The organism is Bacillus sp. N3378-2at, assembly GCF_033412715.1.
GTDB classification, from domain to species: domain Bacteria; phylum Bacillota; class Bacilli; order Bacillales; family Bacillaceae; genus Bacillus; species Bacillus subtilis.
Genome location: NZ_CP117986.1, coordinates 2276906 through 2303155, shown reverse-complemented (window position 1 = coordinate 2303155; position 26250 = coordinate 2276906). Strand labels below are relative to the sequence as shown.

Genomic DNA, 26250 nt, shown 5'->3' with positions numbered 1-26250 from the left:
CGACGTTCAAGAGTGGAGGAAAGAACATGATGCTTCGATATACAGCTCTGGGCGATTCCTTGACGACAGGGAGAGGCTCCGGGCTGTTTTCACCCGGCTTCGTCCAGCGTTTTGGGGACATGATGGAAGCTGACTTGAAAACAAGAACGGCAATAAACATATTTGCCAGATCAGGTCTGAATACAGAAGAGATTTTGGGACTCCTGTCATATCCCTATGTGCAAAAATGTATTCGAGATGCTGATATGATAACGATCACAGGGTGCGGAAACGATCTCATCGATTCGGTCTTAGCCTACCAAACCTCTAAGGATGAAACGATTTTCAGCCGTGTATCCGCCCATTGCCATGAGAATTTTGAAAAGATGATTGCCAAAGTCGCCGAGATTAAAGGAGAAAATCCTTCCCCGTACGCCATTCGTGTGTTCAACTTATACAATCCGTTTCCCGAAATTGATATCGCCGGCAAATGGATCACTTCGTTTAATTCACATTTAGAAACACTTGCATCAGCACCCCATGTCAAAATCGCGGATGCCTATAGCATCTTCAAAGGCAAAGAACAGGAATATCTGTCCTTTGACGGTGTCCATCCGAACAGCAAAGGCTATCAAGCGATGGCTGAAGCCGTTCACAAGCTAGGCTATAAAGAATTATCAGTTTCATAGAAAACGCGCCTCATGACAGGCGCGTTTTTATGTGTGATCGAAATATTAAAAGAAACTTAAAATTCTCTGTCTTCTGTTCTACAGACAAACAAAGTGCGCTAGAATAATGGAGGACGTAGGCAAATATAGCCATAACGTTCAATATTTCGTATATAAGGAAGGATGGTCCTTTTGTTTCGGATTTTTAAAATGTCTTTTGCGGTTATCATTATTATACTGGCGCTTATTGCTTTTAACTATACGGAACACACCTCTGTTATCCAATCGGTCATGCTCGTCTTTCTTGGTGCGGTCATGTTTATGCAAGGGCTTGAAGAACGCAAAAAAGAAAATGACGGCTCAGGCGCTTTTAATATTTATACCGCCGTTTTTGTATGGTCTGTCTCCCTTATCGGTTTTACACTTCATATTATATAAATCTATTACACATCCTGAAAATGCTCGACCGTCGGGAACGGGGTATAGAATCGATGAAGCAAGGCTTTCCACTCTTGATACTCTGAAGAACCGCGAAAGCCTTCCGTATGGTTCTCAAGTGTTTCCCACTCCACAAGAAGCAGATATTTATGAGTTTCCTCCATGCATTTTGATAACGAGTGAGTGATATAGCCCTTCATGCCGGAAATAATCGGCGCCGCTTGCCGGAATGCATCCTCAAACTCTTGTTCAAGGCCTTCTTTAATGTGAAGCATTGCTGCCTCTCTGACCATGCTATCCCTTCTTTCTGTCTTTTCAAATAGTCTACAGCAAACGATAGGAGATTTCTGCAAAATCGGTGAACTTTTCCTTCATTTTCAAAAAAATCTTGCACGCACCAATTCAATTAAGAGAAAATAACAAGTGGAAGGCAGGGGAAAGTCATGTTAAAAAAGTGTATTCTACTAGTATTTCTATGCGTCGGATTGATTGGGTTAATCGGATGCTCCAAAACAGATTCACCAGAGGATCGCATGGAAGCATTCGTGAAACAGTGGAACGATCAGCAATTCGATGACATGTATCAAAGCCTGACTAAAGATGTCAAAAAAGAAATCTCCAAAAAAGATTTCGTCAACAGGTATAAAGCCATCTATGAGCAGGCCGGCGTAAAAAATTTGAAAGTCACTGCGGGAGAAGTAGATAAGGACGATCAAGACAACAAGACGATGAAACATATCCCGTATAAAGTCAGCATGAACACAAATGCCGGCAAAGTCAGCTTCAAGAATACTGCTGTGCTGAAATTAGAAAAAACAGATGACGAGGAGTCATGGAATATAGATTGGGACCCATCGTTTATTTTCAAGCAGCTGGCTGACGACAAAACCGTGCAAATTATGAGCATTGAACCGAAACGAGGCCAAATTTACGATAAAAATGGAAAAGGCTTAGCCGTCAATACAGATGTTCCGGAAATTGGAATTGTTCCCGGAGAGCTTGGCGATAAAAAAGAGAAAGTCATAAAAGAACTCGCCAAAAAACTTGATTTGACTGAAGACGACATCAAGAAAAAGCTGGATCAAGGCTGGGTAAAAGACGATTCGTTTGTGCCGCTCAAAAAGGTCAAGCCTGACCAGGAGAAATTAGTTTCTGAAGCGACGTCATTACAAGGCGTAACAAGAACGAATGTCAGCTCCCGCTACTATCCGTATGGCGAAAAGACAGCCCATTTGACAGGCTATGTCCGCGCCATTACAGCGGAAGAACTGAAGAAAAAGAAAGAAGGAACGTACAGCGATACGTCTAACATCGGTATCGCCGGACTTGAAAATGTGTATGAAGACAAGCTAAGAGGCACAACTGGCTGGAAAATCTACGTGCCGCAAACCGGGGAAGTCATCGCTGAAAAGAAAGCAAAGGACGGCGAGGATCTTCACCTCACAATTGATATCAAAACGCAAACGAAGCTGTATGATGAACTGAAGGATGACAGCGGGGCGGCAGTCGCGCTGCAGCCGAAGACAGGCGAAACACTCGCCCTTGTCAGCGCGCCTTCCTACGATCCAAACGGATTTATTTTCGGCTGGAGCGATAAGGAATGGAAAAAGCTAAACAAAGATAAAAACAATCCGTTTTCAGCGAAATTCAATAAGACATACGCGCCAGGTTCTACCATTAAACCGATTGCGGCTGCTATTGGAATCAAAAACGGCACCCTTAAAGCCGATGAGAAGAAAACAATCAAAGGCAAGGAGTGGCAAAAAGATTCGAGCTGGGGCGGCTATTCAGTGACACGTGTGTCTGAGAGACTTCAACAAGTCGATTTGGAAAACGCCCTTATTACGTCAGACAATATTTATTTTGCCCAGAATGCGCTTGATATGGGAGCGGACACCTTCACAAAAGGCTTGAAGACATTCGGTTTTTCAGAGGACGTTCCGTACGAATTCCCGATCCAGAAATCGTCTATTGCAAATGACAAGCTTGATTCAGACATTTTGCTTGCGGATACAGGCTACGGACAAGGGCAAATGCAAATGTCTCCGCTTCACTTGGCAACTGCTTACACGCCATTTGTTGACAATGGAGACCTTGTCAAACCGACGCTGATCAAAAAAGATTCACAAACAGCTGATGTTTGGCACAAGCAAGTGGTCACGAAGGAAGGGGCGGCAGACATTACAAAAGGTCTGAAAGGCGTTGTGGAAGATGAGCGCGGATCAGCGTATCAGCCTGTCGTAAAAGGAATCACAGTGGCCGGGAAAACAGGAACAGCCGAGCTGAAAACATCAAAAGATGATAAAGACGGCACGGAAAATGGCTGGTTTGTCGGCTACGATTACAAAAACAAAGACCTGCTTGTCGCCATGATGATCCAAAATGTGCAGGACCGCGGCGGCAGCCACTATGTCGTTGAGAAAGCGAAAAAGCAATTTCAATCGAATTAAAATGTCTTTTTAAAAGGAGCGAAAGGAAAAAGAGGATCTGAGGCCGAATGAACTAGTAAGGGGCAAAACCCGGTTTATACAAAGAAAAGAGGGATTTTGCATGCAGCGTATTCAATTGGCGGAGGATCTTCAATTTTCAAGAGTCATACACGGGCTTTGGCGGCTGAATGAATGGAACTATTCAGATGCTGAACTTCTGAGCCTCATTGAATGGTGTATCGATCACGGCATCACGACCTTTGATCATGCGGATATTTATGGAGGCTATACGTGCGAAAAGCTGTTTGGAAACGCCCTTGCCCTTTCGCCTGGATTAAGAGAAAACATAGAGCTGGTCACAAAATGCGGTATCGTTCTTGAATCGCCTGAACGGCCCGCTCACAGATCGCATCATTATAACACAAGCAAATCGCATATTTTGGCATCCGTTGAGCAATCGCTTATGAACCTTAGGACGGATTATATCGATGTGCTGTTGATTCACAGACCGGACCCGCTCATGGATCCGGAGGGGGTAGCAGAGGCGTTTCAGGCCTTGAAATGCTCTGGCAAGGTCAGGTACTTTGGCGTTTCAAATTTTAAAGATCACCAGTATCGGATGCTGGAATCATATTTGCCTGAGAAGCTCGTAACCAACCAGATTGAGCTTTCCGCATACGAATTAGAAAATATGCTCGACGGCACTTTGAACCTCTGTCAGGAAAAACGGATACCGCCGATGGCTTGGTCGCCTCTGGCAGGCGGCAAAGTTTTCACTGGTGACACGGAAAAAGACCGGCGTGTCCGCACGGCGCTTGAATCCGTTCAAGCAGAGATTGGCGCCGCTTCATTGGACGAGGTGATGTACGCATGGCTGTATACGCATCCGGCCGACATCATGCCGATTGTCGGAAGCGGAAAGCGCGAGCGGATTTCCGCCGCGATAAATGCGTTGTCATACAAGCTTGACCAGGATCAATGGTTCCGCATTTTTACAGCCGTACAGGGTTACGATATTCCATAAAAAGCATCAGCTTACCAGCTGATGCTTTTTCAATATTGTCACACCGCATAGTGCCAAATTACCATTTATAAGTGATTGATTCTTTCTTGAAAGCGTTTTATATTAAAAGGAAACCTCTCTATATCCTCTACTGCATCTCCTTGCGACTTCATCCGCACATCAAGATTGTCTAGGAGGTCTTTTTTATGTATATGACTGCCAGAGAACAAAAGCTGTTAAAGCACTTATTATTACAAAACAGATATATAACCGTAACTGAGCTTGCTGAGCTGATGCAAGTCAGCACGAGAACCATTCACAGGGAACTCAAATCAATTAAACCGCTGATGGAAACCGTGGGGCTTACGTTAGATAAACAGCCCGGTAAAGGGTTGAAAGCAGTGGGAAGTCCCGAGGATAAACAAAAGCTGCTTACTGATTTATCATATGAACAGCATGAATACAGCGCCGACGAACGGAAACTGCTCATTCTTTGTTCGTTATTAGAGTCTCAGGAGCCCGTCAAACTGTACACGCTTGCTCATGATCTCCAGGTGACGAATGCCACGGTCAGCTATGACTTAGATGAGCTCGAGAAGTGGATTTCTCCCTTCGGACTGACACTGATCCGCAAAAGAGGTTTTGGCATCCAGCTCATAGGGCCGGAGAATGCGAAACGGAAAATTGTCGGCAACTTGATTGTGAACCGTCTCGACATCCAAATGTTTTTGGAAGCGGTTGAATTAAACATCAAAGGAAAAACCGATTCTTCAGAGAAAATGTTCGGGGTTGTCAGCAAAGGTGAGCTGCTAAAAATGGAGCGCATCTTATTTCAGCTCAAAGAAAAAATCGCTTTTTCATTGTCCGACAGCTCCTATATAGCGCTCGTCGTCCATCTGACGTATGCGATCGAACGAATTAAGCTTGGGGAAACCATCACCATGGAGCAAAATGAGCTTGAGGAACTGAAGAATGCGAAGGAATCCAGCTCGGCTCTTGAAATCGCGGGCGAGCTTGAACGTGCCTTCGGCGTGACGATTCCAGAGGCGGAGGTCGGCTATATTACAATCCATCTTCGAAGCGCCAATCGAAAATACAAAACAGAATACAAAGCGCAGGAAATTGAGCTGGAAACAGCCCTGCAAACAAAGCGGCTCATTGCTTTTATTTCAGACAAAATCAGAATGGATCTGACGAAAAACTACTCTTTATATGAAGGCTTGATTGCCCATTTGGAGCCGGCCGTCAGCCGCATAAAAGAAAATATTGAGATATACAATCCGATGAAGGAACAAATCAAGCGCGATTATTTTCTGCTTTATATGGCGATCGAAGAAGGCGTCGAAAAGTATTTTCCGGGCATGTCCTTTACTGATGATGAAATCGCTTTTATCGTTCTTCACTTTGGCTCGGCTCTTGAAATCAAAAAAGAAGAAGCAAAAGTGAAAGCGCTTGTCGTCTGCTCAAGCGGGATCGGCTCCTCGAAAATGCTTGCCTCCAGACTGAAAAAAGAAATGCCGGAAATTGAATCGTTTGATATGTCATCCCTGATCGAGCTAAAGGGGAAGGATGTTCAAGCCTATGATATGATTGTGTCCACTGTACCGATTCCTTATGAAAACATTGATTACATCATGGTCAGCCCGCTATTAAATGAGGAAGACGCAAACCAGGTCAAGCAGTATATCAAGCGGAAGATTCCCCTTATTCTTAACAAAAAAAGAAGCACGAAGGAAGAGGCGCAGCAAGCTGATGTACCTGACATGCTAGAGGCGGCGGAAAGCATAGGGCGGTATATGGAGGTTATTCAAAATGTTCTGCGCCATTTTACGCTAGCTCAACTCAAAACAAACCCGGACCATAGCATGCTTCTGCTAGAGCTTTTTCAACAGCTGAAGAAGGATGGCCTGATCCGTGATCCGGAAAAAGCCGAGGTTTGCCTGGCTGAGCGGGAGAAACAAGGGGGATTGGGAATCCCCGGAACAAACATGGCGCTTTATCATCTCAAAAATGATGAAATCGTCCTGCCTTTTTTCAAAATGTTTGATCTCAGCACCTCCTATGAAGTGGATGGCATGGACGGAATTACCCTCAGGATGACACGCATCCTCGTCATGATGGCGCCTGGCTCATTATCTGCTGAAGGCTCGGAGATTTTAAGCGCGATCAGCTCGGCAATTATCGAGAGCGGAGAAAGCATGGCGGGGTTTCAGGAAGAAGGAGAACAAGAATTGTATCAGCGGTTAAACCGCATATTTTTCACATGGATGAAAGAAAAAAACATACTGTAAACCTGCATGGCACACGTCAAAAATTTGGCGTGTGTTTTTCTGTGGATGGGGAACAAAATAAGAAAATGTGGGACTATTTTATCATTCAGTATTGGAATAATTCCAAAATGAAATAGTTTTACAAGTTATCTTTTTTGGGTTAAAATGGGTGAGGCAAGGAAGAAAATCTAACAAATTATTGAAGATTCAAGAGAATATAGGAGATGACGATATGGAAACATTACAGCATCTGATTCTGCATGACATGCCGAATAGCGAAGAAATAGAGGCTGTAAAAAGCGGAGACCATACACTGACATATAAAGGTTACCGTAAACGGATTAATCAGCTGGCGAATGCCATGCTTCAAAAAGGAATTCAAAAGGGCGACCGTGTTGCATTGCTTTGCAAAAACGGCCATCCCGCATCAACTGTTATGTTCGCCGCGCTTGAAATAGGTGCTGTTGTCGTACCTGTCAGCTGGCAGCTGAAACCATATGAAATGACAGGCATTTTAAAAGCAAGTGAACCGAAAGCGATGTTTTACGGAGCGGAGTTTAAAGAGATACTGGATGAAGTTCTACCTGAATTGTCCTCACTGTGTGTAACAATGGAAACAGGAACAGCTTACGAAACATCTGCTGAATTTGAAGCGCTGTTTGCAGGTCCTGATCATTTGCCAGAGACGGAAATGGTTTCACCTGATGATACAGCACTTCTGATGTTTACATCTGGAACAACGGGAAACCCGAAAAGATGCATGATTACACATGGCGGCATATACAGATACGTTAAAAAATCCAACAGCTCAATAGCACGTATGAAGGGCCTTCGTTTTCTCGCGTGCCATCCGATTTATCATACGAGTGCGCTCATTTGCATCATGCTTGGAACGTTTGCAGAAACAACCTTTGTGTTTACAAAGGATCAAGATCCTGTTCACATGCTGAAGGTCATTGAAGAAGAGAAAATTCAGACCGTGATGGCTCTTCCTGTGTTTTACACGTATTTGCTTGAGGCGTGGGAAACGCACCAAACTGACTTATCTTCACTTGTTATTTTAATGACAGGCGGAACAAAAGTGCCGAGCAGCCTAATCCGCCGCTATCTTGATATTGGCATTCCGCTCGCGCATGGCTATGGAAGCACTGAGGCTTGGGGCATCAGCACATGGACGCCTGATATGGGAATGGATAAAGCGGCATCTGCAGGAAAACCTGTGGCAGGTGTTAAAGTCAAAGTGGAAGATCCTCTGACCGGAGAAGAACTTCCTCAAGGAGAAATCGGCGAAATCGTTGTTCATACTCCATTCTTATTTAAAGGCTATGAAGACAATCCTGAAGCAACAGCGAAAGTGCTGCAAAATGGATGGTTTAGAACCGGAGATTCAGGATATGTAGATGAAGATGGCTTTATTTTCATCACGGGACGCTACAAGGATGTCATTATTTACGGAGGCGATAACGTCTATCCTGATCAGGTTGAAGAAGTTATCCAGCAGATCCCGGGAATCCTTGAAACGGCTGTGGTCGGTATTCCAGACCCGCTTTACGGTGAAAAACCGAAAGCTTTTATCGTGAAAAATGGCGGCCAGCGCATCACGGAAGAGGATGTCATCGCATTTTGTAAAGAACGCCTGTCCGCTTACAAAATACCTGAAGTTGAATTTGTTAACGAACTGCCGAAAAACAACCTTGGCAAGGTGAAAAAAGACGTCCTGCGCAATCAGGCTGTACATTCATAAAAGAAGAAGCCCGTCCACTTTATGTGGCGGGCTTCTTTGCACTTGCACAGACGGAAAGCTCAGGCTTAATGTTCTTAAATTGTATATCAATGTCTTCGAAGCCGGCTGCTTTAAAGTCAGCAATCATCTGTCTTCCAAATGATTTGGTTTTTTCAGGACTGGCATCCGCTTCCCGCGGCTGCATCGTAATGGCTGCTTTGCCGCCTGGCTTTAATGCCCGATAAATCTGTTTCATGCCTTTTGTTTGGTCATTCCAAATGGTGTAGTTGTTAACGGAAATCACTTTATCATAAAACGAGGCGGGGAGAGGAAATGTCTCGATGCTTCCTTGTATCAGGCGTACGCCCTTTGGTTTCACTCTGCGGGCGGCCAGCTTCAGCATGGCCTCTGACACATCAATCCCATGAAGATGAACATCCTTCTCGCGTTTCAGCATCTGCTGCATGCAGTATCCCGGGCCAAACCCGACTTCTAAAATGCTGTCCCCGCGCGTGATACCCAGCTGATTGATTGTCCACTGATTCAGTGTTTGATTTTCAGCAGCCATGATGTACCCGGCAATCATGCCGATGACGCCCTTTGGCCTGCTGAATCTTCTAGAAAGCATGTTAATCATTCAGCAACCAACCTCCTTTTTGAGTTATTTCCTCCAAGCGTTCCATGTGAAACATTTTTCTGATAAAGCAATGCGAAGGTGCCAAGCCATGTTTATCCAAAGAGTGTGTGAGGTACACAACAAATAGACATGAAAACAAAGGAGGAGAATCATCATGGCAAATTATCCAAAAGAACTGCCGGCACAAACTCAAAGTCGCCAGCCGGGAATTGAAAGCGAAATGAATCCAAGTCCGGTGTATGAGTACGAGGATTATAAAGGAGCAGACAAATTAAAAGGAAAAGTAGCTCTTATTACAGGCGGCGACAGCGGGATCGGACGCGCGGTTTCCGTCGCTTACGCAAAGGAAGGCGCGGACATCGCCATTGTGTATAAGGATGAGCATGAAGACGCTGAGGAGACGAAGAAACGTGTTGAACAAGAAGGCGTAAAATGCCTGCTGATTGCTGGTGACGTAGGTGAAGAGGAATTCTGCAATGAAGCGGTTGGAAAAACGGTCAAGGAACTAGGCGGCCTTGACATCCTTGTCAACAATGCAGGTGAACAGCATCCGAAGGAAAGCATCAAAGATATTACGAGCGAACAGCTTCACCGCACATTCAAAACAAATTTTTATTCTCAATTTTATTTGACTAAAAAAGCAATTGATTACCTGAAACCGGGCAGCGCCATCATCAATACGACATCCATCAACCCGTACGTAGGGAACCCGACACTGATTGATTATACAGCGACAAAAGGGGCGATCAATGCCTTTACAAGAACAATGGCGCAGGCGCTTGTCAAAGACGGCATCCGTGTAAATGCAGTCGCGCCGGGTCCAATTTGGACGCCACTAATCCCAGCTACGTTCCCTGAAGAAACAGTTGCTCAATTTGGGCAAGATACGCCGATGGGCCGTCCTGGACAGCCTGTTGAGCACGTCGGCTGTTATGTGCTTCTGGCATCAGATGAGTCCTCTTACATGACAGGTCAGACCCTGCATGTCAACGGCGGAAACTTTGTGACGACATAAGAGGGAGTGAGACATATGGGCATCACGAAAGAAGAAGTGAACAGCTACTATCAAAAAGCAGGGATTGTATTAACGGACGAGGAAGTAGACCAAATCCAGCTGATGGATTACGGCTTAGGAAAAGAAAGAAAAGTCGGGCTCCAGCTCTTCGTCTACGTCAATACAGACCGTTATTGTTCAAAGGAATTGGTGCTGTTTCCGGGACAGACTTGCCCGGAACACCGCCATCCGCCGGTCGACGGCCAGGAAGGCAAGCAGGAGACCTTCCGCTGCCGCTACGGAAAAGTGTATCTTTACGTAGAAGGAGAAAAAACGCCGCTTCCAAAAGTTCTCCCTCCTCAGGAAGACAGAGAACACTATACGGTCTGGCACGAAATTGAGCTAGAACCGGGCGGGCAATATACAATCCCCCCGAATACAAAGCATTGGTTCCAGGCCGGGGAAGAAGGTGCCGTCGTGACGGAAATGTCATCGACGAGCACGGATAAACATGATATCTTTACCGATCCAAGAATATAAGGATGAGGCTTAGCAGCCCATCCTTTTTTGTATTGAAAAAAACAGAATCATCGATATAATGGGTGAAAAAGGAAAGAGGGCGAAGCGATGTTCACTTGCAAGGTAAATGAGCACATCACCATCCGATTATTGGAGCCGAATGATGCGGAGCGGCTGGCCGAACTCATTATCCAAAATCAGCAGCGGCTCAGCCAGTGGCTGTTTTGGGCGGAAAATCCAAGCAGCGCTGACACGTACAGAGAAACCATCATTCCAGAATGGCGGCATCAGTATGCAGACCTGAACGGCATTGAGGCGGGGCTCCTTTATGACGGCAGCCTATGCGGCATGATCAGCCTGCATAACCTTGATCAAGTGAATCGAAAGGCTGAAATCGGATATTGGATTGCTAAAGACTTTGAAGGGAAAGGCATTATTACAGCTGCCTGCCGAAAACTCATTACGTATGCTTTTGAAGAGCTTGAGCTGAATCGTGTGGCGATCTGTGCGGCTGTCGGAAACGAAAAAAGCAGAGCGGTTCCGGAGCGGATCGGGTTTCTAGAGGAAGGAAGGGCACGGGATGGCTTATACGTAAACGGCAGGCATCACGACCTCGTCTACTACAGTCTGTTAAAGCGTGAATGGGAAGGCGAAAAATAAAGAGCACACTTTCTTGTTTAAATCTTCCCCGGATGTGGAAAAGTAACAGCGGAGACGTTAAAAAGGAGTGATTCGAGATGAATCAGCAAGACATTAAACAAAAAGTGCTTGATGTTCTAGATCACCATAAAGTAGGTTCGCTCGCAACAGTTCAAAAGGGCAAACCGAATTCCCGCTACATGACTTTTTTCCATGACGGGCTGACGATTTACACACCGACAAGCAAGGAAACTCATAAAGCGGAAGAAATTGAGAACAACCCCAATGTCCACATTTTATTAGGCTATGATTGTGAAGGCTTTGGCGACGCATATGTCGAAGTTGCCGGAAAAGCCAAAATCAACAATTCGGCAGAACTCAAGGACAAAATATGGAGTTCCAAATTAGAGCGCTGGTTTGACGGCAAGGATGATCCGAATCTGGTGATTCTTGAAATTGAACCGGAGGATATCAGATTAATGAATGCCGGGGAGAAAACACCGGTCTCACTCGAACTATAAAAAATTTGTGTTTTCAGGGGCGATATGTTATTATGAATAGCTAGTAAGAAAAATAAGCAAATAAAAAAGAAAGTAAACTTCTTTTTTCTGTTTTGAGAGAGAAGCTTACCGCTTCCCAAGCAGCATAACCAGCTGCCCTTATTCTTTTCCTTCATAACAAATCGCCCCTAACGATGAGATGGAAAAAAGACTTTTTTGTTTTACAATTCACACCGGCGCGGCTTCGGAGCCGCAGTGACGATTGAGAGGTAGGGCTTTCGTTGTCTTGTGTTCAAGAAATTTCCATGGTGTTTACTTTCCAGAATGATTCTTCGGAACAATGCTTTATGAATCTAACCCGCCTGACTTGGCGGATGATATAATCTTTATTTGCGTATAGAAAAGAATAAGACAAACCGCCCGGCGTACGCCGGACGGTTTTTTTATTGCAAAAAACACATCGTACTGAAACCTCCTTGTCTTCTTTCCAGTCTTATCTCTAGGATGAAATTGGAGGAAGAATAACGTGCATGTCATTACAACACAAGTACTTTTTATTTTTTGTTTTTTATTGCTGATTCACTCGATAGAAACCTTAGCCTATGCTACAAGGCTTTCCGGGGCCCGCGTTGGATTTATTGCGTCCGCGCTTTCCCTGTTTAATGTCATGGTCATCGTGTCCAGAATGTCGAACATGGTGCAGCAGCCCTTTACCGGGCATTTAATTGATGATGCTGGAAAAAACGCACTGGCGATTGTAGGGGACCAGTTCCGCTTTTTAATTTTCGGATCGACAGTCGGCACCATTTTGGGCATTATCCTGCTCCCGTCTTTTGTCGCTCTTTTTTCACGGGCGATTATTCACTTGGCGGGCGGCGGCGGCTCCGTTTTTCAAGTTTTCCGAAAGGGGTTCTCGAAACAAGGATTCAAAAATGCCCTTTCCTATTTGCGTCTGCCGTCTATTTCATATGTAAAAGGATTTCATATGCGCTTGATTCCGAAGCGTTTGTTTGTCATCAACATGCTGATCACATCGATTTATACGATTGGCGTGCTTTCGGCTTTATACGCAGGCCTTCTGGCTCCGGAGCGCAGTACGACAGCCGTCATGGCTTCGGGTTTAATCAACGGAATTGCGACGATGCTACTGGCCATTTTTGTTGATCCTAAGGTATCCGTTCTAGCTGATGATGTGGCAAAAGGAAAACGAAGCTATATCTATTTAAAATGGACCTCTGTCACAATGGTCACATCAAGGGTGGCGGGCACACTCCTCGCCCAGCTCATGTTTATTCCGGGGGCCTACTATATCGCGTGGCTGACAAAGTGGTTTTAATAAAAAAGGCTGGATCATAAAAATCCAGCCTTTTTTGCGTTCCCTTATTTATATTTCCTTAATCCGCGGTCGTACAAAAAATTTCCGAATGGGACGAAAGCGGCGACGAAGCCGGCAGCTGACCATTTCAGCGGCCATTTGACAGAGAAGGTTGCATAAGCCAAGACAAGTAAATACAAAATGAACAACCCGCCGTGAACCGAACCGACAATTGTCACCGCAAGCGGAAGGCCTGCCCAATATTTAAGCGGCATAGCGATGAACAACAGGATTAAGAGTGACATTCCTTCAATAAAACCCATCGTGCGAAGTCTTCCGATCGGCGTTTGCAGCATAAATCGCCCTCCTTGTGGACACGTTTTCATTTTATACTATAAACAATCTGGGGGGGCATATGACAGCTTTCAAAAAATGTTCGGAAAACATTCATTTTTACATGCCTTTTCTAGGGAACTGTACTTGTCATTTACAAAAATACCCGAGATAATGTGTACAAAATCAAAAAAGAAGGATGTTGAAATGAAACTTGACCAGATTGATCTGAATATCATTGAGGAGCTGAAGAAGGACAGCCGTTTGTCGATGAGGGAATTAGGCAGAAAAATTAAGCTGTCGCCTCCATCTGTGACAGAACGGGTAAGACAGCTTGAATCGTTTGGCATCATTAAGCAATACACGCTGGAGGTCGACCAGAAAAAACTGGGGCTTCCCGTTTCCTGCATTGTGGAAGCAACCGTTAAAAACGCGGATTACGAGCGGTTCAAAAGCTATATTCAAACATTGCCGAATATTGAATTTTGCTACCGGATTGCGGGTGCAGCCTGCTATATGCTGAAAATCAATGCCGAAAGCCTCGAAGCGGTAGAAGATTTCATTAACAAAACATCGCCCTACGCGCAAACCGTCACTCACGTCATTTTCTCAGAAATTGACACGAAAAACGGGCGCGGTTAGAGAGTGCCGCGTGAAGTCTGTTATAATAACAGGATGAGCGTGAAAGAAAGAGAAGTGATCAAGCATGTCAAAAACAGTTGTATTAGCTGAAAAACCTTCAGTCGGCAGGGATTTAGCCCGGGTGCTGAAGTGCCATAAAAAAGGAAACGGTTATCTCGAAGGCGATCAATATATTGTGACCTGGGCTTTAGGCCATTTGGTGACGCTTGCTGATCCGGAAGGCTACGGAAAAGAATTTCAATCATGGCGCCTAGAGGATCTGCCGATTATCCCAGAACCCTTGAAGCTTGTGGTGATAAAAAAAACCGGAAAGCAGTTCAATGCAGTCAAATCCCAGCTTACCCGTAAAGACGTCAATCAGATTGTCATCGCGACTGACGCAGGCCGGGAAGGTGAGCTTGTTGCGCGCTGGATCATTGAGAAAGCGAATGTCCGAAAACCAATCAAGCGGCTGTGGATTTCATCTGTGACGGATAAAGCGATCAAGGAAGGTTTTCAAAAGCTGCGCAGCGGCAAAGAATATGAAAACCTTTACCATTCTGCCGTCGCCAGAGCGGAAGCGGATTGGATTGTGGGGATCAATGCCACCCGTGCACTTACCACAAAATTCAATGCCCAGCTCTCATGCGGGCGTGTGCAGACTCCGACGCTTGCCATGATTGCAAAGCGCGAGGCAGACATTCAAGCGTTTACGCCCGTTCCGTATTACGGCATCCGTGCTGTAGTCGACGGCATGACGCTGACGTGGCAGGATAAGAAATCAAAGCAGACGAGAACGTTCAATCAAGATGTAACAAGCCGTCTGCTAAAAAATCTCCAAGGAAAGCAAGCGGTCGTAGCTGAGCTGAAAAAAACAGCGAAAAAAAGCTTTGCGCCTGCGCTTTATGATTTAACGGAGCTGCAGCGTGACGCCCACAAGCGCTTCGGTTTTTCTGCTAAAGAAACGCTTTCTGTCCTGCAGAAGCTATATGAGCAGCATAAGCTCGTCACATATCCGCGGACGGACTCTAGATTTTTATCCAGTGACATCATCCCAACGTTAAAAGACCGTCTGGAAGGCATGGAAGTAAAACCGTATGCCCAATATGTCAGCCAAATTAAAAAACGCGGCATTAAATCTCATAAAGGATATGTCAATGACGCGAAGGTGTCAGACCACCACGCGATTATCCCGACCGAAGAGCCGCTCGTTCTCAGCAGTCTGAGTGATAAAGAACGAAAGCTGTATGACCTGATTGCGAAACGTTTCCTTGCTGTATTAATGCCTGCATTCGAATATGAGGAAACAAAGGTCATCGCAGAAATCGGCGGAGAAACCTTTAGGGCGAAAGGCAAAACCGTGCAATCGCAAGGGTGGAAAGCCGTTTATGATATGGCGGATGAGGATGATGAGCAGGAGGATGACAGAGACCAGACACTTCCTGCGCTTCAAAAAGGCGACACACTTGCCGTCCGCACGTTAACGGAAACAAGCGGCCAAACGAAGCCGCCTGCCCGCTTTAATGAAGGGACCTTGCTATCAGCGATGGAAAACCCAAGCGCGTTTATGCAGGGAGAAGAAAAAGGCCTCGTCAAAACGCTTGGAGAAACAGGCGGCCTCGGCACGGTGGCAACGCGTGCCGACATTATTGAAAAACTGTTCAACAGCTTTTTAATCGAGAAAAAAGGCCAAGATATTTTTATCACATCTAAAGGAAAACAGCTCCTGCAGCTTGTTCCGGAGGATCTGAAATCACCGGCCTTAACAGCAGAATGGGAGCAAAAGCTGTCTGCAATCGCTGCCGGCAAATTGAAATCGGCTGTTTTTATTAAAGATATGAAGGCTTACGCTCACCAAACGGTAAAAGAAATCAAAAACAGCAGCCAAACCTTCCGACATGACAACATTACGGGAACGGCATGTCCGGAATGCGGCAAAATGATGCTGAAAGTAAACGGCAAACGCGGTACGATGCTCGTGTGCCAAGATCGTGAATGCGGAAGCAGAAAAACGATTGCCCGAAAAACAAACGCACGCTGCCCGAACTGCCATAAACGAATGGAGCTTCGCGGCCAAGGCGAGGGCCAAACCTTTGCGTGTGTGTGCGGTCACCGTGAAAAGCTCTCTGTATTTGAAAAACGAAAAAACAAAGACAAAGCGCGTGCTACCAAACGGGACGTATCCTCTTATATGAAAAAACAAAATAAAGATGAGCCGATTAACAACGCGCTGGCAGAACAGCTGAAAAAACTCGGTTTGGATAAATAATAAAAAAACCTGTGCCTAATGGTTGCCACACTCCCGTATCATTTTAAAAAGTAAAGCTCTAGGACCAAGGGAATCACCTTGGTCCTTTTTTGCGGGAAAAGGAGGTATGGCGGTGTATACACAAGGTGCTTTTGTGATCGCACTGAACGAAAGTCAGCAAATTCTGCTGGTGAAACGAAAAGATGTCCCTCTATGGGATTTGCCGGGCGGCAGGGTTGATCCCGGGGAATCGGCTGAGGAAGCGGCAGTGCGGGAGGTATTGGAAGAAACGGGATACAATGCAGCGCTTTCTGCGAAAATAGGTGTTTACCAAAGGCCAAAGTTTCAAGATGAACAGCATCTGTTTTTCGGAAGCATAACAGGCGGACAAGCAGTGGCTGACGGCATAGAGACAGCGGGATTAAAGTGGGTTTCCCTGGAGCGTTTGCCGCTTTTTATGGTGCCGAACCGAAAAAGGCAGATCAATGATTTCAAGAATGGCGCTCAAGATGTAAATGTCACCGTCAAGGATAGAGGGTTGCTCGCGGCGATCGACCTGTTGAAAAGAAGACTGGGCAAGTGATTCAGGTCTCCGGGTTTTAAAGCCTTTCTCCTGTGGTATTGAAAAAAGGAAAAAGGAGGATACGTTATGGCACACAAAACTGCAGGACAAGCAATGACAGAGCTGCTTGAGCAATGGGGAGTTGATCATGTATACGGCATCCCCGGAGACAGTATAAATGAGTTTATCGAAGAATTAAGACACGAAAGAAATCAACTGAAGTTCATTCAAACCCGCCACGAAGAGGTAGCGGCACTGGCAGCCGCGGCTGAAGCAAAACTCACCGGCAAGATCGGAGTCTGTCTGTCAATCGCAGGGCCGGGAGCGGTGCACTTATTAAATGGTTTATATGATGCTAAAGCCGACGGCGCCCCTGTGCTGGCGATTGCAGGACAGGTTTCTTCTGGCGAAGTCGGACGGGACTATTTCCAGGAGATTAAGCTGGAGCAAATGTTTGAGGACGTGGCCGTGTTCAACAGAGAGGTACATAGCGCGGAATCACTTCCGGATCTCTTAAATCAGGCGATCAGGACCGCCTACAGCAAAAAAGGCGTTGCGGTATTGAGCGTGTCAGATGATTTGTTTGCGGAGAAAATCAAACGGGAGCCCGTGTATACTTCACCGGTGTATATTGAAGGGAACCTTGAACCGAAAAAAGAACAGCTCGTCACCTGCGCCCAATATATTAATAACGCTAAGAAACCGATTATCCTGGCAGGGCAGGGAATGAAAAAGGCGAAACGGGAGCTCTTAGAATTTGCGGACAAAGCCGCCGCTCCGATCGTTGTTACACTCCCGGCAAAAGGTGTCGTTCCCGATAAGCACCCGCATTTTCTCGGCAACCTCGGGCAGATCGGAACAAAGCCGGCTTACGAGGCAATGGAGGAATGTGATTTATTAATCATGCTCGGAACATCATTCCCGTACCGTGATTATTTGCCTGATGACACGCCGGCAATCCAGCTCGATTCAGACCCGGCAAAAATCGGAAAACGGTATCCGGTGACAGCGGGCCTTGTCTGCGATTCGGCTCTCGGTCTGCGCGAATTGACAGAGTATATTGAACGCAAGGAAGACAGAAGATTCCTGAATGCCTGCACAGAACATATGCAGCATTGGTGGAACGAAATTGAAAAAGATGAGACAGAGGCAACAACACCGCTTAAACCTCAGCAGGTCGTGGCCCGTCTTCAGGAAGCGGCAGCCGATGATGCGGTGCTCTCTGTCGATGTCGGCACTGTGACAGTCTGGATGGCGCGTCATTTCAAAATGAACGCGAACCAGGATTTCATCGTCTCCAGCTGGCTTGCGACAATGGGCTGCGGCCTGCCGGGAGCGATCGCCGCAAGCTTGTCCGAACCGGAACGCCAGGCGATCGCTGTCTGTGGTGACGGGGGATTTTCCATGGTCATGCAGGATCTTCCGACCGCTGTCAAATATAAGCTCCCGATCACAGTCGTCATTTTAAACAACGAAAATCTTGGTATGATTGAGTACGAGCAGCAGGTCAAAGGCAATATCGACTATGTCACAAAACTTCAAAATGTCGACTATGCCGCATTTGCAGAAAGCTGCGGAGCAAAGGGCATCAAAGTGACTAAAGCGGAAGAGCTTGCGCCGGCATTCCATGAGGCGCTGCACTCTGACCAACCGGTCGTTGTGGATGTCATGATTGGAAACGAACCGCCGCTTCCTGGCAAAATCACATACGGGCAGGCGAAAGGTTTTAGCAAATACATGCTGAAAAACTTCTTCGAAAACCAAAAAATTGAAATGCCGTCACTGAAGAAAAGTTTGAAACGGTTATTTTAGTGAATATAACTAAGGGTTATTGGGATAACTCCCAATAACCCTTTTAATTAAATTGAAAAACCTATTTTTAGATTTAGATGTCGACTCATAGGATCATAGATGTATTGTAAGAAAGTGTTTACATATAAAAAAATGATATGTTATTATGTCCTTGTATTTCCATTTTTTTAAAAAGGAGGAACTATAAGGCTAAGTGTTTCGGTCGATAAAAATAAGTATAAGGGGAATTAGATTATGAAAAAAAAGTTATTTAGTACAATTTCAATAGGGGTATTAGGAGTAACATTTTTTGCGAATTCTTATACAACGCAAGCTGCACCAGAGCATATTAAACAGGTAAAACATATTGAATTAAATACTGGTGAAGATGAATACACAACAAAAAATGCATTTGCTGCTGGAGTTGCTGCCGGTATTGTTAGTGCAGCAGTTTATGATGGCATTAAAGCCGCTGGAAATTGGTTGGGAAAACAAGCAAACAAAGCTAATGCACAATCTATATATAGTGCAGCTCCTGCTAGAAAATATGCATGTTATATAGTGAATCCTCAAGATCACAAGGATATTGATATTTCAGAAGTTGCGGAATTTGGTAGGTAAAAAGGAAGGGGCCTCCCTTCCTTTTCAAATGGAGGTTGTATAATTTGAAGACAAAGAGGAAATATAATTTACTTGTTTTGTTCCTTTCTTTATTAGTAGTATTCCATACAATAATAATGATAATGTATAACTTGCCGTTAAATCCTGTTAACTTTAAGCATGAGAAATTAATTTCAACGTATATGAATCCATTATTCACTCAAAACTGGCAATTATTTGCCCCAGATCCGGTAAGCACAAATAACAATATTATCTGCAGGGGGGTCTTTACAAATAATAAAGGACAAAAAGAATATACTGAGTGGATAGATATTACAGAAAGTTATAATGCAGACATTAAAAACAATTTATTTTCACCAAACAGATTAATGAAAACTGCGCTTTCTGGTGCTGTCTTTGAGGTTCAACCGTATCTAAAGCTGAATGATAAAAAGAAGAATAAACAATTAATTGAGAACGAGTACATCCAAATTATATCTAGTATAGCTGTGAAAAAAATAGAGAGAAGTAAGAAAGTAAAATTAGAATCATTAGATGTTAAGTTGTCTATAGAATCGTTTCCTGAGTATGGAAAGAAGGGGAAGTCAAAATTTAATGTACAGCAGTTCCCCCATATCAATTTACTAACAAAGGAATGAGATTTAATTTGAAAATTATTTTAAATAAGTTCAGAAATTTTAATCATTTAATGTCAAATAAAATGCATTATTTAATAGGTTCAAGCATCTTAAGGATATTTATTGGATTACATATTATGTTTACTTATTTAATTCACTTTGCTCAAAGGAATGAAATATGGGGACCTAATGCTTTTTATTCATTTGAAAAATGCTTTGAAGCTTATGGTTTTACTTCTCTATATCTTTTTAGTGACTCACAGTTATATTTTGAGTTTATTTTTATAAGTGGAATAGTCATTAATACTCTGTATATATTAGGGTATAAAATGAGAGTAGTCAGCATCATAAATTTTATTTGGGTTTGGTCTTTATATCAAAGGAATCCTTACATACATGACGGTGGTAATAATATTCTTATTCTTATTATGTTGTATCTTATTTTTGCATCCTTAGGTGAGTTTTTTACTATTCATACTGAATCCCGTTCGAAAGAAAAGTCTAAAGTTACTATTATTATTCACAATTTCTCAGTGATGATTTCAATGATTCAAGTGTCTTTACTTTATTTTTTTGCGGGCTTTAACAAAGCGCAAGGAAAAATGTGGACCCATGGGACCGCACTTTACTATATACTACAGGTTGATGAATATAGTATAAACAAAGGGTTTACAAATCTCGTTATTGATAACCCTTATCTTCTAGTATTAGGAACATACTCAGCATTGTTTCTCCAGCTAATGTTTCCAATATTAGTTTGGAATAGGTATTTTAAAATTCCCCTGCTTATAGGTTCAATTCTTTTTCATTTATCTATAATTATATTTATGGGTCTTCTTCAATTTGGTGTTATAATGATAGCCCTTGATTTATTGTTTATAACGGATACGGAGTATAGGAAATTGTACAAGTTTTTATCACGAATTTATGATAAGTTTAAACTGAAGTTTAGGAATATTTTCAACCAAAAGTTAAGAAATCCCACCATTTAAAATATCGTTTAAATGTTAATGTCAGACTGTTATAATTATTATGTCTTTTCAATCCAATTTAGGGGGAAGGGGTTTTATGTTTGATTACATTAAGATTATTATTTATTTAATCGGATCAATTGGAATGATCTACGCTTGTTATCACGATTATAACTATGCAAAAAAAGGACAAAATGACAAGTGCATATTTTTCAAAAATAAACGATTAAGTGGAGTAGTGCTATTTTGTTATTTGTTTTTATTTTTAGCTAATCTTAAGGACTTCTTGTTTTTGTTAATTAACACGAAATAAATACAATTGTATAGTTAAAAGACTGTCGATGTGAGTCGGCAGTCTTAATTTTACCTAGTCAATTATTTTTGTCCTTGTATGTTTATTCTTATCAAATCTTACAGAACTCTTCTCATTATAAGCTTATTTCTCTTTTTTCTTCAGCCCGAAGAAGAAAGGAAAAGCAGAACCGACCAAGAAGGTGCCGAATAAAAACATGCCGCCGATAAACACGTGGAAATTTGTGTGTCCGGCCGTAAACGCCGTGATTAGGGAAATAATACTGAGCACGATCATGGCAATGCCGGGCGCGACTCTCATTTTTCCCTTGGATCTATGGGCAGCAACAGAACATAAAATGCCGATAACGATAGGAACAATCCACAAATAAAACAGAATAAATACTGACATCATCAAAACTCCGATTTTTCTTCTATCATAACAAATTTCTGTCAAAAAGGGTATCAATGAGCTTTTGCGAAAAAATAAAAACCGGCTTTAGAAGCCGGTTTTTTATCGAAACGTATCTACAATTAAAAACACATTCAAAGCAACGATCAATACAGCAATCAGCCAAGACACCACTGTGACCCATTTGGCGTTGATCAGAGATCCCATGATCCGTTTATTGCTTGTAAACATAATAAGCGGAATGAGGGCAAAGGCGATCCCGAAGGACAGCACGACCTGGCTCAGTACGAGAGCGGTCGTCGGATTAACACCTGACGCGATGATCAAGATCGGCGGAATGATCGTGATAAAACGCCGTACATACAGCGGAATGCGGTAGTTGATAAATCCTTGCATAATCACGTCGCCTGAAAGTGTACCGACAGACGAACTGGATAGACCGGCAACGAGCAGCCCGATCCCGAATAAAGCCGCAGACATAGGACTGACAAGATGTCCGAATTGCTGAAATGCGACGTCGAGATCCTCAACAAACAGGCCGTTTTTGAAGAATAATGCGGCAGCCACAATCAGCATACTTGCATTAATAGCCCCTGCAATCAGCATCGCTATTAAAATATCAATAAATTCAAACCTAAAGATTTTTTTCCGTTCTGCATCAGTTTTGCCAACCACCCGCCGCTGTGTAAGGGCAGAGTGTAAATAAATGGCGTGCGGCATAACAGTTGCGCCAAGAATACCCGCTGCAAGAAGCACACTGTCGGTGCCATGAAACGCCGGGACAAAAAGGCCCTTCATCACTGACACGGCATCAGGCTTTGCGAAAAAGGTCTGCAGCGCAAAGGCGATCACGACCACAAACAGCATACCGGCAATACCGGCTTCAAGTGAGCGATAACCGCGGCGCTGAAGCTCCAATATCGCGAAAGAACCGATCGCCGCAATAATAGACGCTTCAAGCATCGGCATGCCGAACAGCAAATACAGTCCCAGAGCCGCTCCGATAAATTCCGCCAGGTCAGTTGCGATAATGACAAGCTCGCCCTGAATCCATAATCCGATCGAGACAGGCTTCGGGAATTCTTCACGGGCAACCTCAGGCAGATTTTTGCCTGTCGCAATACCGAGTTTGGCGGATAGGGATTGAATTAAAAGGGCCATGATATTAGAAAATAAGATCACCCATAAGAGCATATATCCGTATTTAGAACCCGCCGAAATATTCGTTGCGAAGTTGCCGGGATCAATATAGGCAATGGCTGCTATAAATGCAGGGCCGAGAAAAGGGAGCAGCCCTCTGAATCCTCTGATTTTCCCGTCAAGCGCATCTTGGACGGCTTTGGAACGGGGAGATTGTGCTGTGATGTCCTTGTTCATCATGTCTCACCTGAATTCTGTTTGTTTTTGCCGTACAACAAAGAGTTTCCTTATGGCAAATTATTTTATCTACATCATATGACCATCCCGGTTTCTTGTCAACCGAAAATGTTCAAAATACACTTCTGAATTTTTCCCTGTTATGTAACATGATATGTAGGGATTCGGAATAAGGTCCCATATAAAAAGACATCGTTTCAGTTCGAAACGATGCCTTCTGTATCTAATGAGTCTAGGCTTCCTTCCGCAGCCCGCGGAATATAAGGCCCAGCAAGAATACGAAGATGGCTGCCCCGATGATGGCCGGGAAAATAGCAAAGCCGGCGAGGCTCGGTCCCCATGTGCCAAGAAGTCCGTGCCCGATCCAAGCGCCGATCAGCCCGGCAATCATAGAGCCGAAAATTCCTCCCGGCAGCCGGTTTCCTACAATGGCGCTCCCAATTAATCCGATAACAATAGCAACAACTAATGAAACCAAAAAGCTAAGCATCATGATCACCTCTCATAAATGATTTACCAATCAATAACCGCTCCTGATCATTTCGAAACACTTAAAAGCATATTCCTTTATGATCCTGTTTTAATCTTTCTCTGCACACTGCCGTCAGCTAAATGAACAATGACCTCAGTGCCTTTATGCGCCGCGATTTCCTTTGCCCGTTCAATCGCTTCTTTCTTTGTATCCTTGATTTCAGACACGCGTTTGGCGCCCTCGGCTTTGACTGCCCAGCCTTTTTTATGCTTAATAACATGCTCTGCTTTATTCATGAGCTCGGGGCCGCTGCCGCTGCTTGGATCAGCATCGCGTTCTGTCTCATCATCATGCGTCAGGAAATCATCAATTTCATCTGTAGAGGCGTTTTCCGCCCATTCCTTCGCTTTGCTTGTCGCAATTGGAATCGCGCGCTCTTCCTCATAGCCTTCATCAATCATCGCATTCGCAATGTCTATCGCCTTTTTTCTCACCGGCTTCTCAAGATTTTTTAATGAAGCAGGATAATCCTTCATCGACCAAGGCATGTCTATCACTCCTTTTCCTTTTATAAAAATGGTACCCGCAGGTGAAAAATAAAAACGCATCCGAAAAAATGAAGGTATACTATATAGTAGAAAAAACGGAAGGGAAGTGCGGGTTGGGTGCCAACAGAACGAAAAGAAGACTTACATCAGCAATTAAAAGAGATAGAGAAATGGGAAAAAGATCAGCAAAAAGTCTGGTTTTGGGAAAAGCTCAGCCGTCTCCCGTTTCAGCTGCTGGACAAGCTGACACCGGAATTCATCCAGAAAAAGATCGGCAAGCTCTTGGATGAGGTCGGCAGCTTTGTTCAAACAGGCGGACAGTACCTGACATCTGAAAAACAGATTATCAGGATGTTTCAAAAGAAACTGCCGGAGGAGATCTTTGAATCGCTGGAGGACATCCGGAAAGCGCCTCTTCCTGTCATGGATGAAATTGCGGAAGGAATGGGCAAAAACAGAACCAACGCAGCAACCGTTCAAGGCGCGACAACCGGTGTGGGCGGCGTGTTTACGCTGGCGGCAGACATTCCGGCAGTGCTTGGCTTATCACTAAAAACATTACAGGATATCGCAGTCGCATACGGCTATGACCCAAAGGAGAAAAAAGAACGCGTCTTCATTGTGAAATGCCTGCAGCTGACGTCGGCTGATGTTGTCGGCAAAAGATCGATTTTGCAGGAATTAAAACACTACGATCAAGACCGTACATATAAGAATGTCGCTTCTCAAATCCAAGGCTGGCGAGAAGTCGTTTTGGGCTATCGAGACACGTTTGGCTGGAAAAAACTTTTCCAGATGGTGCCGGTTGCCGGAATGGTTTTTGGCGCCGCTGCCAATCGCTCAACATTAAACGACATTACCGAGACAGGCATGATGCTGTACAAAAAGAGGCGCATTCTTGAACGACTGAAAGAAACAGAACGAGAGATGGAATAGCAGAAAGCAGACGGACACCGCGATCCGCCTGCTTTTTTTAGTGGAAACATACCCAATGTCTTTTGTTTGTTTAAAAGAATTGTGAGCGGGAATACAACAACCAACACCAATTAAAGGAGGAATTCAAAATGGCAGATAATAACAAAATGAGCAGAGAAGAAGCAGGTAGAAAAGGCGGAGAAACAACAAGCAAGAACCATGACAAAGAATTCTATCAAGAGATTGGTCAAAAAGGCGGAGAAGCCACTAGCAAAAACCATGACAAAGAATTCTATCAGGAAATCGGCGAAAAAGGCGGAGAAGCCACTAGCAAGAATCATGACAAAGAGTTCTATCAAGAAATCGGTGAAAAAGGCGGAGAAGCCACTAGCGAAAACCATGACAAAGAATTCTATCAAGAAATCGGCCGAAAAGGCGGAGAGGCAACAAGCAAAAATCATGATAAAGAATTCTACCAAGAAATTGGCTCAAAAGGCGGAAACGCCCGCAACAACGACTAATCAAAAGCATAAAGGAAGACAACCTGTAAATAAAAAAGCGATCCGGCACATCAGCTGGATCGCTTTTTTTGGAATCTTCTCAATTTATGCCGCTATTGCGATACAATAAGTGAAAAAGGGGTTTTCGCTAATGTCCAAGATGCAAAACTTGCTCGCCATCGCAAATGAAGTCAAAGAAAAGCACGCCAATTTTTCAATCTCAGAGGTCAACGACCACTGCGTGCGCCTTGCGGTGTTTACGGGAGAATATGACTGGCACCATCACCCTGACTCAGACGAATTGTTTATTGTTCTTGAAGGGGAGCTGCTGATCGATTTTAAGGACAAAGAAACCGCGGTGCTCAAAACAAATGACAGCCTGCTGATCCCGAAAGGCACGGTTCACCGCACACGCTCTTACGTCAGAACGGTAAATCTCTGTGTGGAGCATAAACAAGCCGAAACCGTCATCATAGAGGAGCAGCCATGCTAATCAAAAAGGTGATATGTGAAGTAGACGCTGCAAACGCTGAAGCATTTGCAAAAGCGCAGTCACAGTGGGGAGCATTATCGCATATAAGCGGCTTTATCAAACAGGCCGGCGGCTGGCGAAAAACGATAGACGAGCCGCTCACCGCAGAAATCATCAGTGTATGGGAAAACAGAGAAGCCTATGATCATTTTATGGAGAACGAACATGACAGCATATACGAGGAAAACGATCAGAAGGCAGTAATTCTTTCGATAGAGGTGACGGTGTACGAAGAGGATAAACCGTTCGTTCACGATCTGTTACATAACCCCGATATCCGGTACGAACCAAACTGGACGGTTCTGAAGGCATAATCAAAGCCCAA

Annotated in this window: 29 protein-coding genes; 22 read left to right on the top strand and 7 right to left on the bottom strand. The window is 44.2% G+C overall.

Annotation, left to right across the window (positions count from 1 at the left end; all coding sequences use genetic code 11):
• The first annotated feature begins 26 nt into the window (after positions 1 to 26).
• A complete protein-coding gene (lipC, locus tag PUN35_RS12530; RefSeq protein WP_014478858.1) occupies positions 27 to 668 on the top strand; it encodes a spore germination lipase LipC in 642 nt (213 codons plus the stop codon).
• 171 nt (positions 669 to 839) lie between these two features.
• Positions 840 to 1085, top strand: a complete 246-nt coding sequence (locus tag PUN35_RS12525) for a YczI family protein (RefSeq protein ID WP_003240256.1) — start codon at positions 840 to 842, stop codon at positions 1083 to 1085.
• A 5-nt stretch (positions 1086 to 1090) separates the two neighbouring features.
• On the opposite strand, the gene PUN35_RS12520 is transcribed toward PUN35_RS12525, so the two are convergent.
• Positions 1091 to 1378, bottom strand: a complete 288-nt coding sequence (locus tag PUN35_RS12520; protein ID WP_014478859.1) for an antibiotic biosynthesis monooxygenase family protein — start codon at positions 1376 to 1378, stop codon at positions 1091 to 1093.
• Between the two features lie 150 nt (positions 1379 to 1528).
• On the opposite strand from PUN35_RS12520, the gene pbpC reads away from it, so the two are divergent.
• The 4 genes from pbpC to PUN35_RS12500 all read left to right on the top strand — a co-directional run bounded on the left by pbpC (position 1529) and on the right by PUN35_RS12500 (position 8531).
• Complete coding sequence (gene pbpC, locus PUN35_RS12515) at positions 1529 to 3535, top strand: penicillin-binding protein 3 (RefSeq protein ID WP_014478860.1); 2007 nt, start codon at positions 1529 to 1531, stop codon at positions 3533 to 3535.
• A gap of 100 nt (positions 3536 to 3635) precedes the next feature.
• Complete coding sequence (locus PUN35_RS12510; RefSeq protein WP_014478861.1) at positions 3636 to 4538, top strand: aldo/keto reductase; 903 nt, start codon at positions 3636 to 3638, stop codon at positions 4536 to 4538.
• A 185-nt stretch (positions 4539 to 4723) separates the two neighbouring features.
• Complete coding sequence (gene mtlR / locus PUN35_RS12505; protein ID WP_014478862.1) at positions 4724 to 6808, top strand: mannitol operon transcriptional activator MtlR; 2085 nt, start codon at positions 4724 to 4726, stop codon at positions 6806 to 6808.
• Positions 6809 to 7019: 211 nt separating this feature from the next.
• A complete protein-coding gene (locus PUN35_RS12500; protein ID WP_014478863.1) occupies positions 7020 to 8531 on the top strand; it encodes a class I adenylate-forming enzyme family protein in 1512 nt (503 codons plus the stop codon).
• 19 nt (positions 8532 to 8550) lie between these two features.
• Here the strand turns inward: PUN35_RS12500 and PUN35_RS12495 are convergent, their stop codons facing one another.
• Positions 8551 to 9147, bottom strand: a complete 597-nt coding sequence (locus tag PUN35_RS12495) for a class I SAM-dependent methyltransferase (RefSeq protein ID WP_014478864.1) — start codon at positions 9145 to 9147, stop codon at positions 8551 to 8553.
• Positions 9148 to 9301: 154 nt separating this feature from the next.
• Between PUN35_RS12495 and PUN35_RS12490 the strand changes: the two genes are divergently transcribed.
• The 5 genes from PUN35_RS12490 to amj all read left to right on the top strand — a co-directional run bounded on the left by PUN35_RS12490 (position 9302) and on the right by amj (position 13135).
• Positions 9302 to 10162, top strand: coding sequence for an SDR family oxidoreductase (locus PUN35_RS12490; protein WP_014478865.1), 861 nt, complete (start codon positions 9302 to 9304; stop codon positions 10160 to 10162).
• A gap of 15 nt (positions 10163 to 10177) precedes the next feature.
• Positions 10178 to 10681: a D-lyxose ketol-isomerase gene (gene lyxE, locus PUN35_RS12485; RefSeq protein ID WP_003234400.1), complete on the top strand. Its 504-nt coding sequence runs from the start codon at positions 10178 to 10180 to the stop codon at positions 10679 to 10681.
• An 87-nt stretch (positions 10682 to 10768) separates the two neighbouring features.
• Positions 10769 to 11320 carry a GNAT family N-acetyltransferase gene (locus PUN35_RS12480; protein WP_014478866.1) on the top strand — a complete coding sequence of 184 codons (552 nt, stop codon included), beginning with the start codon at positions 10769 to 10771 and terminating at the stop codon, positions 11318 to 11320.
• A 77-nt stretch (positions 11321 to 11397) separates the two neighbouring features.
• The gene (locus tag PUN35_RS12475) at positions 11398 to 11820 is read left to right on the top strand and encodes a pyridoxamine 5'-phosphate oxidase family protein (RefSeq protein WP_014478867.1); all 423 of its coding nucleotides are present in this window, start codon (positions 11398 to 11400) and stop codon (positions 11818 to 11820) included.
• Positions 11821 to 12325: 505 nt separating this feature from the next.
• A complete protein-coding gene (gene amj, locus PUN35_RS12470; protein ID WP_014478868.1) occupies positions 12326 to 13135 on the top strand; it encodes a lipid II flippase Amj in 810 nt (269 codons plus the stop codon).
• A 44-nt stretch (positions 13136 to 13179) separates the two neighbouring features.
• Here amj and PUN35_RS12465 read toward each other — a convergent pair whose 3' ends face one another.
• Complete coding sequence (locus PUN35_RS12465; RefSeq protein ID WP_014478869.1) at positions 13180 to 13470, bottom strand: DUF3817 domain-containing protein; 291 nt, start codon at positions 13468 to 13470, stop codon at positions 13180 to 13182.
• A 184-nt stretch (positions 13471 to 13654) separates the two neighbouring features.
• Here PUN35_RS12465 and lrpC point away from each other — a divergent pair, with 184 nt between their 5' ends.
• From lrpC to PUN35_RS12430, 7 genes are all read left to right on the top strand, one after another.
• Entirely contained in the window at positions 13655 to 14089 is a 435-nt protein-coding gene (gene lrpC, locus PUN35_RS12460; protein ID WP_003246585.1) for a transcriptional regulator LrpC, read from the top strand.
• Positions 14090 to 14153: 64 nt separating this feature from the next.
• Positions 14154 to 16337, top strand: coding sequence for a DNA topoisomerase III (locus PUN35_RS12455; RefSeq protein ID WP_014478870.1), 2184 nt, complete (start codon positions 14154 to 14156; stop codon positions 16335 to 16337).
• 112 nt (positions 16338 to 16449) lie between these two features.
• Positions 16450 to 16899 carry an NUDIX hydrolase gene (mutT, locus tag PUN35_RS12450; RefSeq protein WP_014478871.1) on the top strand — a complete coding sequence of 150 codons (450 nt, stop codon included), beginning with the start codon at positions 16450 to 16452 and terminating at the stop codon, positions 16897 to 16899.
• A gap of 66 nt (positions 16900 to 16965) precedes the next feature.
• The gene (locus PUN35_RS12445; protein ID WP_014478872.1) at positions 16966 to 18690 is read left to right on the top strand and encodes a pyruvate oxidase; all 1725 of its coding nucleotides are present in this window, start codon (positions 16966 to 16968) and stop codon (positions 18688 to 18690) included.
• A gap of 234 nt (positions 18691 to 18924) precedes the next feature.
• A complete protein-coding gene (locus PUN35_RS12440; protein WP_014478873.1) occupies positions 18925 to 19290 on the top strand; it encodes a hypothetical protein in 366 nt (121 codons plus the stop codon).
• A 44-nt stretch (positions 19291 to 19334) separates the two neighbouring features.
• Positions 19335 to 19928: a DUF5819 family protein gene (locus PUN35_RS12435; protein ID WP_014478874.1), complete on the top strand. Its 594-nt coding sequence runs from the start codon at positions 19335 to 19337 to the stop codon at positions 19926 to 19928.
• An 8-nt stretch (positions 19929 to 19936) separates the two neighbouring features.
• The gene (locus tag PUN35_RS12430) at positions 19937 to 20899 is read left to right on the top strand and encodes a hypothetical protein (protein WP_014478875.1); all 963 of its coding nucleotides are present in this window, start codon (positions 19937 to 19939) and stop codon (positions 20897 to 20899) included.
• 415 nt (positions 20900 to 21314) lie between these two features.
• Here PUN35_RS12430 and PUN35_RS12425 read toward each other — a convergent pair whose 3' ends face one another.
• The 4 genes from PUN35_RS12425 to PUN35_RS12410 all read right to left on the bottom strand — a co-directional run bounded on the left by PUN35_RS12425 (position 21315) and on the right by PUN35_RS12410 (position 23978).
• Complete coding sequence (locus PUN35_RS12425) at positions 21315 to 21581, bottom strand: hypothetical protein (RefSeq protein ID WP_021481716.1); 267 nt, start codon at positions 21579 to 21581, stop codon at positions 21315 to 21317.
• Positions 21582 to 21683: 102 nt separating this feature from the next.
• On the bottom strand, positions 21684 to 22961 hold the full coding sequence (locus PUN35_RS12420; RefSeq protein WP_031600174.1) for an Nramp family divalent metal transporter: 1278 nt from the start codon (positions 22959 to 22961) through the stop codon (positions 21684 to 21686).
• Positions 22962 to 23190: 229 nt separating this feature from the next.
• The gene (locus tag PUN35_RS12415) at positions 23191 to 23448 is read right to left on the bottom strand and encodes a GlsB/YeaQ/YmgE family stress response membrane protein (RefSeq protein WP_003246519.1); all 258 of its coding nucleotides are present in this window, start codon (positions 23446 to 23448) and stop codon (positions 23191 to 23193) included.
• A 77-nt stretch (positions 23449 to 23525) separates the two neighbouring features.
• Complete coding sequence (locus PUN35_RS12410) at positions 23526 to 23978, bottom strand: DUF2188 domain-containing protein (RefSeq protein ID WP_033882208.1); 453 nt, start codon at positions 23976 to 23978, stop codon at positions 23526 to 23528.
• A 117-nt stretch (positions 23979 to 24095) separates the two neighbouring features.
• On the opposite strand from PUN35_RS12410, the gene PUN35_RS12405 reads away from it, so the two are divergent.
• From PUN35_RS12405 to PUN35_RS12390, 4 genes are all read left to right on the top strand, one after another.
• Positions 24096 to 24914 carry an EcsC family protein gene (locus tag PUN35_RS12405; RefSeq protein WP_014478880.1) on the top strand — a complete coding sequence of 273 codons (819 nt, stop codon included), beginning with the start codon at positions 24096 to 24098 and terminating at the stop codon, positions 24912 to 24914.
• 128 nt (positions 24915 to 25042) lie between these two features.
• Positions 25043 to 25414 carry a glucose starvation-inducible protein GsiB gene (gene gsiB, locus PUN35_RS12400; RefSeq protein WP_003246542.1) on the top strand — a complete coding sequence of 124 codons (372 nt, stop codon included), beginning with the start codon at positions 25043 to 25045 and terminating at the stop codon, positions 25412 to 25414.
• Between the two features lie 130 nt (positions 25415 to 25544).
• Positions 25545 to 25886: a cupin domain-containing protein gene (locus tag PUN35_RS12395; RefSeq protein WP_014478883.1), complete on the top strand. Its 342-nt coding sequence runs from the start codon at positions 25545 to 25547 to the stop codon at positions 25884 to 25886.
• Complete coding sequence (locus PUN35_RS12390; RefSeq protein WP_014478884.1) at positions 25880 to 26239, top strand: YdbC family protein; 360 nt, start codon at positions 25880 to 25882, stop codon at positions 26237 to 26239. Before PUN35_RS12395 ends, PUN35_RS12390 begins: the two co-directional genes overlap by 7 nt.
• Positions 26240 to 26250: the final 11 nt, after the last annotated feature.